At 61.6% G+C, this 16,899-nt stretch carries 13 protein-coding genes; 11 read left to right on the forward strand and 2 right to left on the reverse strand.

Annotation, left to right across the window (positions count from 1 at the left end):
- Positions 1-172 precede the first annotated feature (172 nt).
- Entirely contained in the window at positions 173-3,790 is a 3,618-nt protein-coding gene (gene putA, locus DA373_RS05170; RefSeq protein WP_107851265.1) for a bifunctional proline dehydrogenase/L-glutamate gamma-semialdehyde dehydrogenase PutA, read from the forward strand.
- 68 nt (positions 3,791-3,858) lie between these two features.
- On the opposite strand, the gene DA373_RS05175 is transcribed toward putA, so the two are convergent.
- Both DA373_RS05175 and queG read right to left on the reverse strand, forming a co-directional pair.
- Entirely contained in the window at positions 3,859-4,320 is a 462-nt protein-coding gene (locus tag DA373_RS05175) for an Lrp/AsnC family transcriptional regulator (protein ID WP_107851266.1), read from the reverse strand.
- Between the two features lie 109 nt (positions 4,321-4,429).
- On the reverse strand, positions 4,430-5,560 hold the full coding sequence (gene queG, locus DA373_RS05180; protein WP_107851267.1) for a tRNA epoxyqueuosine(34) reductase QueG: 1,131 nt from the start codon (positions 5,558-5,560) through the stop codon (positions 4,430-4,432).
- Between queG and DA373_RS05185 the strand changes: the two genes are divergently transcribed.
- The 10 genes from DA373_RS05185 to DA373_RS05230 all read left to right on the forward strand — a co-directional run bounded on the left by DA373_RS05185 (position 5,559) and on the right by DA373_RS05230 (position 16,770).
- Positions 5,559-7,076: an NAD(P)H-hydrate dehydratase gene (locus tag DA373_RS05185; protein WP_107851268.1), complete on the forward strand. Its 1,518-nt coding sequence runs from the start codon at positions 5,559-5,561 to the stop codon at positions 7,074-7,076. The genes queG and DA373_RS05185 overlap by 2 nt on opposite strands.
- Positions 7,039-7,506: a tRNA (adenosine(37)-N6)-threonylcarbamoyltransferase complex ATPase subunit type 1 TsaE gene (gene tsaE, locus DA373_RS05190; protein ID WP_107851269.1), complete on the forward strand. Its 468-nt coding sequence runs from the start codon at positions 7,039-7,041 to the stop codon at positions 7,504-7,506. Before DA373_RS05185 ends, tsaE begins: the two co-directional genes overlap by 38 nt.
- On the forward strand, positions 7,503-8,819 hold the full coding sequence (locus tag DA373_RS05195; RefSeq protein ID WP_107851270.1) for an N-acetylmuramoyl-L-alanine amidase: 1,317 nt from the start codon (positions 7,503-7,505) through the stop codon (positions 8,817-8,819). The genes tsaE and DA373_RS05195 overlap by 4 nt, the downstream gene beginning before the upstream one ends.
- Before the next feature lies 1 nt (position 8,820).
- Positions 8,821-10,614 carry a DNA mismatch repair endonuclease MutL gene (gene mutL / locus DA373_RS05200; RefSeq protein WP_107851271.1) on the forward strand — a complete coding sequence of 598 codons (1,794 nt, stop codon included), beginning with the start codon at positions 8,821-8,823 and terminating at the stop codon, positions 10,612-10,614.
- Positions 10,604-11,545, forward strand: a complete 942-nt coding sequence (miaA, locus tag DA373_RS05205; RefSeq protein WP_107851272.1) for a tRNA (adenosine(37)-N6)-dimethylallyltransferase MiaA — start codon at positions 10,604-10,606, stop codon at positions 11,543-11,545. Before mutL ends, miaA begins: the two co-directional genes overlap by 11 nt.
- Before the next feature lie 36 nt (positions 11,546-11,581).
- A complete protein-coding gene (gene hfq / locus DA373_RS05210) occupies positions 11,582-11,848 on the forward strand; it encodes an RNA chaperone Hfq (RefSeq protein WP_107851273.1) in 267 nt (88 codons plus the stop codon).
- A 69-nt stretch (positions 11,849-11,917) separates the two neighbouring features.
- Complete coding sequence (hflX, locus tag DA373_RS05215) at positions 11,918-13,204, forward strand: ribosome rescue GTPase HflX (RefSeq protein ID WP_107851274.1); 1,287 nt, start codon at positions 11,918-11,920, stop codon at positions 13,202-13,204.
- A 62-nt stretch (positions 13,205-13,266) separates the two neighbouring features.
- Complete coding sequence (hflK, locus tag DA373_RS05220; RefSeq protein ID WP_107851275.1) at positions 13,267-14,439, forward strand: FtsH protease activity modulator HflK; 1,173 nt, start codon at positions 13,267-13,269, stop codon at positions 14,437-14,439.
- A gap of 3 nt (positions 14,440-14,442) precedes the next feature.
- Complete coding sequence (hflC, locus tag DA373_RS05225; RefSeq protein ID WP_107851276.1) at positions 14,443-15,330, forward strand: protease modulator HflC; 888 nt, start codon at positions 14,443-14,445, stop codon at positions 15,328-15,330.
- Positions 15,331-15,471: 141 nt separating this feature from the next.
- Positions 15,472-16,770 carry an adenylosuccinate synthase gene (locus DA373_RS05230; RefSeq protein WP_107851277.1) on the forward strand — a complete coding sequence of 433 codons (1,299 nt, stop codon included), beginning with the start codon at positions 15,472-15,474 and terminating at the stop codon, positions 16,768-16,770.
- The last annotated feature ends 129 nt before the right edge of the window (positions 16,771-16,899 follow it).

Consider the following 16,899-nt stretch of genomic DNA (forward strand, 5'->3'; position numbering starts at 1 on the left):
CTCTGGTATAAATGACCTGTTCTTGGGTTTTTGGTGGTAAAAAAGAAAAAATAGGGGCTTTCAAAAAGTTCATTTGGATTGTCGTGTTTGAATGTATGGGAAAAATGCATTCCTCCTTTCGGTTAGCATGATGTAACCATATTGTTCATGTATACCGAGGGAGTAAGGTCGGATGAAAGCTAATTCACTGTCGCTGGTGGCTTGCCGGGAGCAGATCCGGAGTCATTATCTGGCGGATGAAGCCAGGGTGATTGGGGAGCTGGCCACCGAAGCCGCCATTTCCGCCGAGGTGCGGCAGCGGATTTCCGCCCGGGCCGCCGAGCTGGTACGTCAGGTGCGGGCCGGCTCCACCCCGACCATGATGGAAAAATTCCTGGCCCAGTACGGCCTGACCACCAAGGAAGGCGTGGCCCTGATGTGCCTGGCAGAGGCGCTGCTGCGGGTGCCGGACAGCAGCACCATTGACGAGCTGATCGAAGACAAGATTTCCTCCGGCAACTGGGGTGATCACCGTGGCCGCTCCAGCTCCTCACTGATCAACAGCTCCACCTGGGCGCTGCTGATCACCGGCAAGCTGCTGTCGCCGGTAGACCGTCAGGGCTTGTCCTCCACTCTGCGCGGCATGGTCAAGCGTCTGGGCGAGCCGGTGGTACGCGCCGCCGTGGGGCAGGCCATGAAAGAGATGGGCCGCCAGTTTGTGCTGGGCCGCAATATCGAGGAGGCGCTCAAGCGCGCCCAGAAATACGAAGCCCGTGGCTATACCTATTCCTACGACATGCTGGGTGAAGCGGCCCGCACCGATGCCGACGCCCTGCGCTACCACAAGGCCTATTCTTCCGCCATTACTTCTCTGGCGCCGAACTGTCTGCATCAGGACATTCGCAAGAACCCCGGCATTTCGGTCAAGCTGTCGGCCCTGCACGCCCGTTACGAGTTCGGTCAGAAAGCGCGGGTGATGGAAGAGCTGGTGCCCCGCACCCTGGAGCTGGCGCAGCAGGCCAAGGCGGCCAACATGGGCTTTAACATCGATGCGGAAGAGGCGGATCGCCTGGATCTGTCCCTGGACGTGATCGAAGCCGTGCTGTCCGATCCATCGCTGGCGGGCTGGGACGGTTTCGGCATTGTGGTGCAGGCCTTCAGCAAGCGGGCCGCCCCCGTGCTTGACTGGCTGTACGCGCTGTCCGAAAAGCTGGATCGCCGCATCATGGTGCGGCTGGTCAAAGGCGCCTACTGGGATGCGGAAATCAAGCGCGCCCAGGTGATGGGCCTGGAAGGCTTTCCGGTGTTCACCCGCAAGGTCAACAGCGATCTGTCCTATATGTCCTGTGCCAAAAAACTGCTGGGTATGACCGATCGCATTTACCCGCAGTTCGCTACCCACAATGCCCACTCGGTGTCGGCCATTCTGGAGCTGGCTCAGGACAAGGACTGCTTTGAATTCCAGCGCCTGCATGGCATGGGCGAATCCCTGCACGATACCGTGCTCACCAGCCAGGGCACCCGCTGCCGTATCTATGCTCCCGTGGGTGCCCACCAGGATCTGCTGGCCTATCTGGTGCGTCGCCTGCTGGAGAACGGCGCCAACAGCTCCTTCGTTAACCAGATTGTCGACACCCGCATTCAGCCCGAAGACATCGCCAGGGATCCGTTCGACACGGTGGCGGCCATGGGCAGCGAGGTATCAAGCAGGATCATTGCGCGCCCCGCCGATCTTTACGGTGCCGGTCGCCGCAATGCCAAAGGCTGGGATATCACCAACCCGGTGGAAATGGCCGAAGTCGATGCGGCTCGTGGCGCCTTCAAGGCGCATCAGTGGCAGGGCGGCCCGGTGATTGCCGGGGCGGTGACCAGCACAGAAGCCGAAGAGGTGCGCAACCCGGCGGTGCCGAGTGATGTGGTCGGAAAGGTGGTACAGGCTAATGCCGATGATATTGAAACCGCCATCGCTGCCGCCCGCAGCGGCGTGGATATCTGGTCCGCCCTGCCGGTGGCCGAGCGCAGCGCGCGCATTCGCAGAGTGGCGGATCTGTTTGAAGAGCACGCCCCCGAGCTGTTCGCCCTGGCTACCCGGGAAGCGGGCAAGACCATGGCGGATGGAGTGGCGGAAATTCGCGAGGCCGTGGACTTCGCCCGTTACTATGCGAACGAAGCCGAGCGCAACCAGGACTTCGGCACCGGCCGTGGCGTGATCTCCTGTATTTCGCCCTGGAACTTCCCCCTGGCCATCTTTGCTGGTCAGGTGCTGGCGGGGCTGGCGGCCGGTAACGTGGTGATCGCCAAGCCCGCGGGCCAGACCGCGCTGCTCGCCACCCGGGCGGTCGAGCTGATGCATGAGGCCGGCATTCCTCGCGAAGCCATTCAGCTGCTGCCCGGCAGTGGCAGCACGGTGGGGGCGGCACTGACCTCGGATCCGCGCATCGACGGCGTCTGCTTTACCGGCTCCACCGCCACCGCCCAGCGCATCAACAAGGTCATGGCCGAGTCGATGAAGCCGAATGCGCCCCTGGTGGCGGAAACCGGTGGTCTGAACGCCATGATCGTGGACTCCACCGCCCTGCCGGAGCAGGTGGTGCGCGATGTGCTGGCATCTTCCTTCCAGAGTGCCGGCCAGCGCTGCTCCGCCCTGCGCATGCTCTATGTGCAGAAGGACATCGCCGACCACCTGCTGGCCATGCTGTTCGGCGCCATGGACGAGCTGCGTCTGGGCAACCCCTGGGATCTCTCCACCGATGTGGGGCCGGTGATCGACGAAAGCGCCAAACGCGGTATTGAGGCACACTGTGAGAAATTTGCGCGCATGGGACGGGTGCTCAAGCAGCTGCCGGTGCCTGCCGAAGGTCTGTTCGTGGCGCCGACCGTGATCAAGCTGGAAGGCATTCACGAGCTGGAAGAAGAAATCTTCGGCCCGGTACTGCATGTGGCCACCTTTGAGGCACATGAGCTCGATCGCGTGGTGGATCAAATCAATGCTCAGGGCTTTGGCCTGACCTTTGGCCTGCACACCCGGGTCGACAAGCGGGTGGAACGCATCACCAGCCGGGTCAAGGTGGGCAATATCTACGTCAACCGTAACCAGATTGGCGCCATCGTTGGTTCCCAGCCCTTTGGCGGTGAAGGCCTGTCGGGCACCGGCCCCAAGGCGGGTGGTCCCCAGTATGTGCGCCGCTTTATGGCCAGCGCCGATGGCACCGGGGTGCAGCCAGCACCAGCGGCGGCGGTCACCGCGGCCCAGGTGCAGGCGGCCATTGTGCAGCTGGATGGCAAGGACTGGGCTCAGACCCGGAACCGGGCCGAGCGACTGGCCACCCTGTTTGGCAGTGTGCCCGCGGCCCTGGACGCCCATGCGGAAGAGATGCCGGGCCCGACCGGTGAGCTGAACCGGCTGCGCTGTTTTGCCCGTGGCACCATCCTCTGCCTGGGGCCGGATCTGGCCTCGGCCATGACCCAGGCCGGCACCGCCCTGTCTCAGGGCAACGCCGTGGTGGTGGTGGCGCCGGGGGCGCAGGCCGCGCTGGAAGGCGCGGTGGCAGCAGGCATTCCGGCCATTGGCCTGGACGGCCTGCTGCGGCCCGAGGCCCTGGAGACCCTCACCGGTTTCGAAGCGGTGGTCAGTGTCGCCGACATCGACACCCTGCGTCAGTACCGGGTGGCCCTGGCCCGTCGTGACGGCGCCCTGTTGCCGCTGATCACCGAGCAGGCCCTGCCCGAGCGTTTTGTGCTGGAGCGTCACCTGTGCGTGGACACCACCGCCGCCGGTGGTAACGCCAGCCTGATTGCGGCATCGGAGTAACCAGAAAAACGGCCGTGTCCCGGTTCAGCGGGACACGGCCGTGCTGTGACCGGCGCAGGCCGGCAGCGTCAGATGCTGACGGGACCGATATCCCGCACGTTTTCCATCACCACAAAGGTACTGGTCTGCAGCACATGGGGCAGGGCGGATATCTTTTCTCCCAGCACCATGCGGTAGGACGCCATGTCACTGGTGCGCACCTTCAGCAGGTAGTCAAAGCCACCGGCGATCATGTGGCACTGCTCCACTTCACTGATCTTGAGCGCCGCCTTGTTAAAGGCCGAGAGAGCCTTGCTGCTGGTGTCGTTCAGGGTGATCTGCACAAAGGCGATATGGCTCATGCCGAGCTTGCTCTGATCCACCAGGGCGGTATAGCCCTTGATGTAGCCCTGCTCTTCCAGCCGGCGCATTCTCAGCTGGCAGGGGGTCTTTGACAGCCCCACCCGGGACGCCAGCTCGGTCAGCGTCATGCGGGCGTTTTCCTGAAGTTCCTTGATGATCTGCTGATCGGCTCTGTCCAGTTGTCCCATGATTCGCCTCACTCGTAGCCATAATGAACAGTCTGGCACATAAAATGTGCCTTATTAGTCTACAGGGGTTTGAATAACGGTAATACGGGCCTGGTCACGCCGTCGGCGTTCAGCGGGCGTGGCCGGGCATGCCCTTGTCCACGGCGCGGATCAGCCGGGCGGTCTTGCGATCCTGCTGCGCCAGCTTGCCGGCCTGCCGGGCCAGTGCCCAGTCGATATGCTCCCGCACCATGTCATCCACCTGGTCCCGTTTCTGCTCCAGGGCAAACACCACCGTCGGGCTGGCGGGCGCATTGCCCAGGGCCACTGCAATATTGCGCAGCCAGCGGCGGTGGCCGATGCGGCGAATGGGGCTGCCTTCGGTCATTTTCAGAAACTGAGCCTCACTCCAGTCAAACAGTTCAAGCAAGCGGGGCGCGTGCAGCCGATCCCGGGGGGCAAAGTCCGGCTCCTTGCTGGCATTGGCAAAGCGGTTCCAGGGACAGATCAGCTGACAGTCGTCGCAGCCGTAAATGCGGTTGCCCATCAATGGGCGGAATTCTTCCGGAATGGGGCCGTCCAGCTCGATGGTGAGGTAGGAAATGCAGCGGCGGGCATCCACCACATAGGGCTCGACAATGGCCTGGGTCGGGCAGATGGTGAGGCAGGCCACGCACTTGCCGCAGCCTTCTTCGGTTTCCGGTGTGTCCACCGGCAGCGGCAGGTTGACCAGCAATTCCCCCAGAAAGAAAAAGGAGCCCTGCTCCTTGCTGATAACCAGAGAGTGCTTGCCGGTCCAGCCCAGGCCGGCGTTCACCGCCAGGGGCCGCTCCAGCACCGGCGCCGAGTCCACAAAGGGGCGGGCCACTAGCTGTGCGGCCCGCTCGGTGATTTTGTCCGCCAGTTTTTTCAGCCGGTTGCGCAGCACCTTGTGATAATCCCGCCCCAGGGCATAGCGGCTGATATAGCCCTTGTCCGGATCGCTCAGCACATGGGCGATGGCGGCGTGTTCGGGCAGGTAGTTCATGCGCACCGAAATGACCCGCAGGGTGCCCGGCAGCAGCTCATGAGGGCGGGCGCGCATCATGCCGTGGCGGGCCATGTAGTCCATTTCGCCGTGGTAGCCCTTGTTCAGCCAGTCGGCCAGCAAGGGCTCATGGTCACTCAAGTCGGTGCCGGTAATGCCGGCCTGGTCAAAGCCTAGCTCTGCCGCCCAGAGCTTGATATCGTGAGCCAACGCAGCAAAATCGGGAGTGGTCATGAGCATTACCGGTCTGGAAAAGCCCCACATTCTAACACAAGGACTCTGGCTGCCGGAGCAGATCAAGCTGGGTGAGCGGCAGGCGGCCGCCGCCATGGGCATGGCCATGTTTGAGCTGATGAGCAGGGCGGGGCTGGCGGCCTTTGAGCTGGCCCGCCGGCAGTGGCCCCTGGCCCGGCACTGGTGGGTGTTCTGTGGTGGCGGGAACAACGGTGGCGACGGCTATGTGGTGGCCCGCCTGGCCCGGGCGGCCGGCATTCATGTGCAGCTGGTGCAGATGGGCGATGCCGACACACTGACCGGGGATGCCGCCACCGCCCGGGATCACTACCGGGCCGACGGTGGCGCCATCGAAACCCTGGGGGCGCTGCAGGGCGAGCCGGAGCTGGTGATCGACGCCCTGCTCGGCACCGGTCTCAGTGGCGAGCCCAGAGAGCCGGCACGGCAGCATATTGCCGCCATCAATCGCTTGGGCGTACCGGTGCTGGCGGTGGATCTGCCATCAGGCCTGTGTGCCGATACCGGCCGCATTCCCGCCGAAGCGGTGGTGGCCGATACCACCCTCAGTTTTGTCGGGCTCAAGCCCGGCCTGCTCACCGGCCGCGGGCCGGACGTATGTGGTCGCGTATTACTGGCGGATCTGGGTATACAGCATAGGTTGGGGAGGGCGCCGGCGCTGCAGTCGCTGCACTGGCTCGACGAGCGCGGGCGCTTGCCCCGGCGACGGCGCGGGGCCCACAAGGGCGAGGCGGGCCGGTTGCTGGTGGTGGGGGGCAACCGGGGCATGAGCGGCGCCATTCGGCTGGCGGGGGAAGCGGCGTTGCGTTGCGGCACCGGTCTGGTGCGGCTGGTGAGCCATGGCGATCATGTGCAACTGCTTAACCTGACCCGGCCCGAGCTGATGACCGCCGTCTTTCCCGGTTTTGACCAGTGGGGCTGGGCCCATGCCCTGGTGCTGGGCCCGGGGCTGGGCCGGGACGACTGGAGCCGGACGCTGCTGGGCGCCGCCCTGAACGCCGGCAAGCCCATGGTGATCGACGCCGATGCCCTGCACCTGCTGCAAGGCAGGGTGCCGGCCAATGCGGTACTCACGCCCCATTCCGGGGAAGCGGCGGCCCTGCTGGGCTGCACCGCCGCCGAGGTGGAACGGAACCGGCTCGCTGCGGTGCGACAATTGCGGGAACAAACCGGTGCCGTAGTGGTCCTGAAAGGGGCCGGAACTCTGGTGGCCGGCGAGTCTGGCCTGGCCCTGTGTCATCATGGCAATCCGGGCATGGCGTCGGGAGGCATGGGGGATTTGTTATCTGGTATAATCGGCGCTTTTCTGGCCCAGGGGCTGGAACCCGAAGCCGCCGCCCGACTGGCTGTGTGCCTGCATGCCTGTGCCGGTGATATGGCTGCCGCTCATGGCATGGTCGGCATGCTGGCATCGGATCTGCTGACACCCATAAGAAGCCTTATCAATTTAACGGATGAACATGACAACAACGAGCCTGACTCTGACCCTGGCCGATGAGGCCGCTACCCTGGCACTGGGCGATGCCCTGGCAAACAGCAGTGATAACGCCTGTGTAATTTTTCTGCACGGAGCCCTGGGGGCCGGAAAAACCACTTTCAGCAGGGGCGTAATTCAGGCCCTGGGTCATAAGGGCAAGGTGAAAAGCCCCACCTACACCCTGGTGGAGCCCTATCAGTGCGGTGAGCGCGCCATCTATCATTTTGACCTTTACCGGCTGGCCGATCCGGAAGAGCTCGAGTATATGGGCATTCGCGATTATTTCACCGGCAACAGCCTGTGTCTGGTGGAATGGCCGGAAAAGGGGCAAGGCATGTTGCCGGCTCCCGATCTGGACATTACCCTCAGTTACGATGGCGAGGCCAGAAAGGTGCTGCTTGAAGCTCATACCAGCACTGGTCGCCATATGCTGAAGGCGGTGCAAGCATGAGAGTCCTGCTGACCCTTGTCTGTTTACTGTGCTCCCTCAGTGCCTGGGCCAATCAGCTGGAAGGCATTCGTATCTGGCCCTCGCCTGACAATACCCGCATTGTGCTCGACATGCAGGCATCACCCCGTTTCGATCATTTTATGCTGAATGACCCCCACCGCCTGGTGGTGGATCTGGAGCAGACTCAAAACCGGTTCAACTTTTCCACCATAAAAAACAGCAGTGAGCTGATCACCCGCATTCGCAGCAGCAAGCCCTCTCGTGCCGGCAGCTACCGGCTGGTATTTGAACTCAAGGCCTCGGTGAAACCCGTGGTATTTCCGCTGGCGCCGGCCGGGGAGTACGGCCACCGCCTGGTGATCGATCTGCCCTACCAGGATCAGAGCCGCAAGCCAGCGCCTTCGGTACGCAAGCTGGCGCCGGCGGGACTGCGGGAGCTGGTCATTGCCGTGGATGCCGGTCATGGCGGGGAAGACCCGGGGGCGATAGGCCCGAAAAAGAACCGGGAAAAGCACGTCACCCTGGCCATTTCCCGCCGGCTTGCAGATCTTATCAACAAGGAGCCGGGCATGCGTGCCGTGCTGACCCGCAGCGGTGATTATTACGTCAACCTTAACCAGCGCTCGGAAATTGCCCGCAAGGCCAGGGCCGATCTTCTGCTGTCCATTCATGCCGACAGCGTGGCCAATCAGGGCCCGCGCGGTGCCTCTGTATGGCTGCTGTCATCCAACCGGGCCAACCGGGAAATGGCCGGCTGGCTGGAAAAGCAGGAGCGTCAGTCGGAGTTGCTGGGAGGAGTGGGCGAGGTGATTTCCCAGACAGATGGCAACCCCTATCTCACCCGTACCTTTCTCGACCTGTCCATGGACAAGTCCCGGGCCGACAGTTACGCCATCAGCGAGCATATTCTGGCGGAAATGGCCAAGGTGGTGCGGCTGCACAAACGCAAGCCCGAGCACGCCAGCCTGGCGGTGCTGAAATCTCCCGATATTCCTTCGCTGCTGATTGAAGCGGGTTTTATCTCCAACCCCCATGAAGAGCAGCTGTTGCTGACCTCGTCCCATCAGCAAAAAATTGCTCAGGCGCTGCTGAATGGCATCAAGTCCTATTACCGCCAGAACCCGCCCAATGGCACCATGATGGCGGCCAAGGTGGCCCCTGGTTCGTCCATTCGTCACACGGTAAAAAGCGGTGAAAGTCTGTCGGTGATCGCCCGTCGTTATGGAATCACCGTCAGCCGCATCAAGGGCCACAACGACCTGCAGTCAGACGTGGTACGGGTGGGGCAGGTACTGAATATTCCGGGAAGCTGATATGGCCATACAGATACTGCCAGCCCGTCTGGCCAACCAGATCGCCGCCGGCGAAGTGGTGGAGCGGCCTGCGTCCGTGGTCAAGGAGCTGGTGGAAAACAGCCTGGACGCCGGTGCCACCCGCATTGAGGTGGACATTGAAAAAGGCGGCGCCAAGCTGATCCGCATTCGCGACAATGGCGGCGGTATCGGCAAGGATGAACTGACCCTGGCACTGTCCCGTCATGCCACCTCCAAGGTCAGCACTCTGGCGGATCTGGAAGCCATTCTCAGCCTCGGGTTTCGCGGTGAGGCGCTGGCGTCCATCAGTTCGGTGTCCCGGCTGCTGCTGACTTCCCGGCCGGCGGAACAGGAGCAGGCCTGGCAGGCGGTGGCCGAAGGCCGGGACATGGCAGTGCAGCTGCAGCCGGCATCGCATCCTCAGGGCACCACGGTGGAGGTGAGCGATCTGTTCTTCAACACCCCGGCCCGGCGGCGCTTTCTGCGTACCGAAAAAACCGAATTCGGCCATATCGATGAAGTATTGCGCCGGATTGCTCTCAGCCGCTTTGATGTGAACATCACCCTGCGCCACAACGGCAAGCCGGTGCGTCAGTACCGCGCCGGCAAGCTGCCGTCCCAGCATGACAAGCGGCTGGCGGCGGTATGCGGACCGGCCTTTGTGAGCTCGGCGCTGAAATTCGACAGCGAGCATCACGGCCTGCGCTTATGGGGCTGGCTGGCGCCGCCCTCGGCGGCCCGGGCCCAGCCGGATTTGCAATATACCTATGTCAATGGCCGCATGATGCGCGACAAGCTGCTCAACCATGCGGTGCGCCAGGCCTATGGCGAGCGTCTGCCGGCCGAAGGCCATGCCGCCTTTGTGCTTTATCTTGAGCTGGACGCTCATGAAGTGGATGTCAACGTACATCCGGCCAAACACGAGGTACGTTTTCATCAGAGCCGGCTGGTACACGACTTTATCTATCAGGTGCTGCACCAGGCCCTGGCCGAAGCGGCTCTGGCGCCGCCAGCGTCGGCTGCCGAGCCGGATGCCGGCTACGAGACCGATGACTATGATCCGCCGGCACCTGCTTCATCATCGCCCCGCTACGCGCCCGCCGGCCACGGTTACGGCCAGGCGACGGCTGCTCATGGCCGGGGCAGCGGCATCAGCCGCGGCGAGTGGCAGGCGCTTGACGGCCTGATGACCACGCTGCCCGGCAGCGTGCGCGCCGCACCGGCCGACACATCGTCGCCCGCCGAAGCAGACATCACCGGTGGGCCGCTGCTGCTGGAGCGGGCGCGTTTTCTGGTGGTGCTGTGGCAGCAACGGCTGTGGTTGTGCGACCTTCAGCAGGCCAGCGCCTGGCTGAATGGCCGGGCGCTGCTGGCGGCCTGGCAGCAGGGACTGACACCCCAGCCGCTGCTGTTGCCAATCCGGCTGTCGTTGCCGGCAGAGCAGCAAGCGCTGCTGCAAACCCATGAAGCACTGTTGCAAAAGCTGGGGCTGGAGTTGAAAACCGGTGCCGGCGACACCATTATTCTGACCCGGGTGCCACAACCGCTTCGCCATGCGGATCTGGCCCGGCTGTTTCCCGAGTTACTGATACGGCTGGAGCAGGAAGCGGCGCGCCGGCCCGATGCCCTGTGCCAGTGGCTGGCGCAGCAGGCCATTGAGAACAACGAATGGAGCTGGCAGGAGGCCACGGCACTGTGGCGGCAGCTGGTGCCTGAACTGAACGACGAGCTGCCGGACTTTATGTGTCCGGTGGATCTGGAACCGCAACTGAACAGGTGGACATATGGGGACTAAGCCCCTGGCAATATTCCTGATGGGGCCAACCGCCTCGGGCAAAACCGGTCTGGCCACGGAATTGTGCCGTCAGCTTCCCTGCGAGGTTATCAGTGTCGACTCGGCGCTGGTCTACAAAGGCATGAATATCGGCACCGCCAAGCCAACGGCCGAAGAGCAGGCCGTCACGCCACACCGGCTGATTGATCTTATCGATCCGGCCGATGCCTATTCTGCTGCCGATTTTCGCAAAGACGCCCTGGCCGCCATGGCCGAGATCACCTCTGCCGGGCGTATTCCGCTGCTGGTGGGCGGCACCATGCTCTATTTCAAGGCCTTGCTGGAAGGCTTGTCGCCCTTGCCACCGGCCGATCCGGGCATTCGCGCCGGCATTGAGCGCGAAGCCACCGAACATGGCTGGCAGGCGCTGCATGCCGAGCTGGCACGCATCGACCCGGTGTCGGCGGCACGCATTCACCCCAACGATCCCCAGCGCCTTTCCCGGGCACTGGAAGTTTTTCGGATTTCCGGTAAAACGCTCACAGAATTGACCGCAAGCAAGGGTGATCCTCTGCCTTACAAAGTGTTACAGTTTGCGATTGCGCCGGCTGAGCGCGCCGAACTGCACCTGCGCATTGCCGAGCGATTCCATCTTATGCTGGAGCAGGGGTTTGAGCAGGAAGTCCGGGCATTGTATGAACGGGGAGATCTGCACCCGGATTTGCCGTCCATTCGTTGTGTGGGCTACCGGCAAATGTGGGATTACCTGGCCGGCAATGTTGGCTATGATGAAATGGTGCAACGGGGCATAGCCGCGACCCGCCAGCTGGCCAAACGGCAGTTAACCTGGTTACGGGGCTGGTCCGGGCTGAACTGGCTTGAAACCGGCGACAAGGATGCAGGCCGGCAGCTGGTTGAACAGGTGAGACTGGCTCATCTGACAAAACAATAATAAGTTTCCACTATTACAAAAGATAAGGACAATAAAATGGCTAAGGGGCAATCACTGCAGGATCCGTTTCTGAATGCGCTGCGTCGCGAGCGGGTTCCCGTCTCCATTTATCTGGTGAATGGCATCAAGCTTCAGGGCCAGATAGAGTCTTTTGACCAGTTTGTTATTCTGCTGAAAAACACCGTCAGCCAGATGGTCTACAAGCATGCCATTTCCACCGTGGTGCCGGCTCGTCCGGTGCATCATCTGACGCCTTCAAGCGGTGGTCAGGAGCAGGCCGACAGCGAGCAGGATCAGGGTTGAGTCTGATTTTATTCGATACCAGCAGCAGTCACGCTGTATTTTCACCGGCCAGACGACGGAGGACACACCTTGTTTGAGCGCTATCAGGGTGGCGAGTCCGCCATTTTGGTTCATATCAATTTTACCGACGACAGCGAGCGGGAAGACCTCGAAGAGCTGGAGCTGCTGGCGGATTCCGCCGGTGTGACTACCTGTGCCGTGGTGACCTCCAGCCGGGCTGCGCCCCAGTCCAAGTTCTTTATCGGCACCGGCAAGGTAGAAGAGCTGGCGGCCCTGGTGCAAATGCATCAGGCCGACGTGGTTATCTTCAATCACAGCCTGTCGCCGGCCCAGGAGCGTAACCTGGAGCGGGAAGTCAAATGCCGGGTGCTTGACCGCACCGGCCTTATTCTCGATATTTTCGCCCAGCGCGCCCGTACTCACGAAGGCAAGCTGCAGGTGGAACTGGCCCAGCTGCGCCATCTGTCTACCCGGCTGGTGCGGGGCTGGACCCACCTGGAGCGGCAAAAGGGCGGTATCGGCCTGCGTGGCCCGGGTGAAACCCAGCTGGAAACCGACCGCCGGCTGCTGCGCGAACGCATCAAGTACATTCAGAAGCGGCTGGAAAAGGTGTCCCGGCAGCGGGAGCAGGGACGGCGGGCACGTCAGCGTAACGAGATTCCCACCCTGTCACTGGTGGGCTATACCAACGCCGGCAAGTCGACCCTGTTCAACCGTCTTACCGAGTCTGATGTGTATGCGGCGGATCAGCTGTTTGCGACCCTGGATCCCACGCTGCGCAAAATCGAGCTGCCCGATGCCGGTCCGGCCATTCTGGCCGACACGGTAGGCTTTATTCGCCATCTTCCTCATGATCTGGTGGCGGCGTTCAAGGCCACCCTGCAGGAAACCCGGGACGCGGATCTGCTGCTGCATGTGGTGGACTGTGCCGATGAGCAGATGCGGGACAATATCGACGAGGTCAACTCGGTGCTCGAGCAGATTGAGGCCGACGAGATTCCGGTGCTGATGGTGTTCAACAAGATCGATAAGCTGGACCCGCCCGAGCCCCGCATTGAGCGGGACGACGAAGGCCGCCCCCGGGCGGTATGGGTCTCGGCGCAACAAGGACTGGGTATAGACGGTCTGCTGGATTCGCTGAATGAATTGCTGGCCGGTACCCTGGTCGAGCACCGGTTGACCCTGCCGCCGTCAGCCTCGCGCCTGCGCAGCCGGCTGTATGCCCTTAACGGCATCGTGGCCGAGTCCTTTGGTGAGCAGGGCGAGTTTGTGGTGGATATACGTTTGCAGCAGGCCGACTGGCACCGGTTGCTCAAGCAGGAAGGCGAGCAGCTGGAACACTTTATAAGCGATTGATTGCCTGAATGATCAATTGCTTGATAGAGTTATTTTCATAAACCAGAAAGACGGAGATACAAATGGCTTGGAATGAGCCTGGAAATGGTGGCAAAGACCGTGATCCCTGGGGGAATAACGGCAAGCATCAGGGCCCGCCGGATCTGGACAAGGTGATTCGCAACCTGAGCGGAAAACTGGGGGGATTACTGGGTGGTCGCGGCTCCGGCAGCGGCGGCGGTGGTCTCGGCTCTTTTGGTGTGACCGTGGTGCTGGTTATCGCCCTGGCGGTGTGGGTGGTCAGCGGTTTCTATACCATTGGCGAAGCCCAACGTGGCGTGGTACTGCGTTTTGGCAAGTTTTACCAGACGGTAGAACCCGGCCTGAGCTGGAAAGCCACCTTTATCGACCGGGTGTATCCGGTGGACGTGGAAACCGTGCGCTCACTGCCGGCGTCCGGCTTTATGCTGACCCGGGACGAAAACCTGGTGCGGGTGGAGATGGACGTACAGTACCGGGTCATTGAGCCCCGTGACTACCTGTTCAACGTGACCAATGCCGACGACAGTCTGCATCAGGCCCTCGACAGCGCCCTGCGTTATGTGGTCGGTCACAGCACCATGGATGACGTACTCACCGTGGGTCGTGAACGGGTGCGACAGGAAACCCGCGAACTGCTGGAGCAGATCATCGAGCCCTATCAGCTGGGTCTGATGATCCTGGATCTCAACTTCCTGCCGGCCCGTCCGCCGGAAGAAGTGAAGGATGCGTTTGACGACGCCATCGCCGCCCAAGAAGACGAGCAGCGCTTTATTCGTGAAGCCGAGGCCTACGCCCGGGAAATTGAACCCAAGGCCCGTGGTCAGGCTCAGCGTCTGTTGCAGGAAGCCGAAGCCTACAAGCAGCAGGTGGCCCTGCGCGCCGAGGGTGAGGTGGCCCGTTTCCGCGAGCTGCTGCCTCAGTATGAGCTGCAGCCCGATCTGACCCGCCAGCGTATCTATCTGGAAACGATGGAAGAGATCTACAGCAAGGTCAACAAGGTGGTGGTGGATACACCCGAGGGCAACAACAGCCTGATGTACCTGCCGCTGGACAAGCTCATGGAGCAGCAGGCCAGGCGTGAGGCCAAGGTGGATCCCAATGTGATCACCTCCGACTACCTGAACAACAACAATGCGTCTTCCGGTCAGGACAGCGGCCAGCTTCGGCCGGGCTCCGACAGAACCAGCATTCGTCCGACGTCAGGGAGAAACTAAACGATGAAAAGACTGTTACTCGTGGTGCTGGCCCTGCTGGTCATACTGCTGTTTTCTTCGGTATTTGTGGTGGCCGAGGGCGAGCGCGGCATCGTGCTGCAGTTCGGCAAGGTCAAGCGTGAGCAGGACTCCGAGCTGCCGGTGGTGTATCAGCCGGGCCTGCACTTCAAGGTGCCGATGATCGATCAGGTACGCAAACTCGATGCCCGCATTCAGACCCTGGATGATCAGGTGGATCGCTTTGTGACCTCCGAGAAAAAGGACTTGATCATCGACTCCTACGTGAAATGGCGCATAGACAACTTCGCAGCCTACTATCTGGCCACCGGCGGCGGTAACCGTCTGCAGGCCGAAAGCCTGCTGCGCCGGCGCATCAACAACAGCCTGCGTTCGGAAATCGGTAGCCGCACCATTCGCGATATCGTCTCCGGCGAGCGGGGCGACGTGATGGAAAGTGCCCTCAAGGGACTGCTGGAGTCGTCGTCCGAGCTGGGTATCAAGGTGCTGGATGTACGGATCAAGCAGATCAACCTGCCTACCGAGGTGTCCAACTCCATCTACCAGCGCATGCGTGCCGAGCGGACCGCTGTGGCCCGGGAGCACCGCTCCGAAGGTCGTGAGCAGGCCGAGATCATCAAGGCCGAGGCCGATCGCCGGGTGACCATCATGATCGCCGATGCCCAGCGCAACTCCCGTACCCTGCGTGGTGAGGGGGACGCCGAGGCGGCGAAGATCTACGCCGAGGCCTATGCCGCCGATCCGGAGTTTTTCACCTTTATCCGCAGCCTCGAAGCCTATCGCAAGAGTTTTGAGCAGGGCGGTGACATGATGATCCTCAAACCCGACGGAGACTTCTTCCGCTATCTCAAGGATCCTGCCGGATCCAACTGATCACCATGCATGATAACAAGCCCGGGCAACCGGGCTTTTTTCATTTTGCGATAATATTTTCGGCAATCCGGCCGTCTGGCAGTTCCGGCCTTGGTCAAAATTTGTTAGACTCCATTTTTAACAACTCGACAGTTAGTGAAAATGGGACAAAACGTTGTTGTACTTGGCACCCAGTGGGGTGACGAAGGCAAGGGCAAAGTTGTCGATCTGCTGACCGACAAGGCTCGTTATGTTGTACGTTATCAGGGCGGCCACAACGCCGGACATACCCTGGTCATCGACGGCAAGAAGACCGTCCTCCATCTCATCCCCTCCGGTATCCTGCGCGACAATTGCACCTGTATCATCGCCAACGGCGTGGTGCTGTCTCCCGACGCTTTGCTCAAGGAAATGGCCGGCCTGGAAGAAAGCGGTGTACCGGTACGTGAACGCCTCAAGCTGAGCGAAGCCTGCCCGCTGATCCTGCCCTACCATGTTGCCATGGATCAGGCCCGGGAAAAGGCCCGTGGCGCCAAGGCCATCGGCACCACCGGTCGTGGTATCGGTCCGGCCTACGAAGACAAGGTGGCCCGTCGCGGTCTGCGCGTGGGGGATCTGTTCGACATGAACACCTTTGCCGACAAGCTGAAGGAAATTGTGGCCTACTACAACTTCCAGCTGAAAGGCTTCTACGGCGAAGAAGAAGTTTCTTACGACGCCGTACTGGAGCAGGCCAAGGGCTACGCAGAGCTGCTGACCAGCATGGTGGTGGATGTCACCGACATGCTCGACAAGGCCCGCCGTAACGGTGACCGCATCATGTTTGAGGGCGCCCAGGGCACCCTGCTGGACATCGATCACGGTACCTACCCCTATGTGACGTCTTCCAACACCACCGCTGGCGGCGTGGCCACCGGCTCCGGTTTTGGTCCCTGCTACGTGGACTATGTGCTGGGCATCATCAAGGCCTACACTACTCGCGTGGGCTCAGGTCCGTTCCCCACCGAGCTGTTTGATGATGTGGGTCAGCACCTGGGTGTGAAAGGTCACGAGTTCGGTGCCACCACCGGCCGCAAGCGCCGTACCGGCTGGCTCGACGTGGTTGCCATGAAGCGCGCCATTCAGGTCAACTCCATCACCGGCTTCTGCCTGACCAAGCTCGACGTGCTCGACGGTCTGGAAGAAATCAAGATCTGTACCGGTTACCGCATGCCTGATGGCTCCGTGCAGGACGTACCGCCGATGGCCGCCGAAGGTTACGAGACAGTGACCCCGGTATACGAGTCCATGCCCGGCTGGAGCGACAACACCTTTGGTGTGACCACAGTTGAAGGTCTGCCTCAGGCGGCGCGCGATTACATCAAGCGCATTGAAGAGCTGACCGGTGTACCGGTAGACATCATCTCCACCGGTCCGGATCGCGCCGAGACCATGATACTGCGCCATCCGTTTGAGGCTTAATGCCTGAACGGTCCGCATAAAAAACGCCGGCTCACTGAGCCGGCGTTTTTGTTTTCGGGTAAACGATATTTTTCGTAGCTGCCGCTTCAGCCGGCAGGGTGTGCGCAGCACACCTTTAATCCTGTGCCG

This window comes from Oceanimonas marisflavi (assembly GCF_003049725.1).
GTDB lineage: Bacteria > Pseudomonadota > Gammaproteobacteria > Enterobacterales > Aeromonadaceae > Oceanimonas > Oceanimonas marisflavi.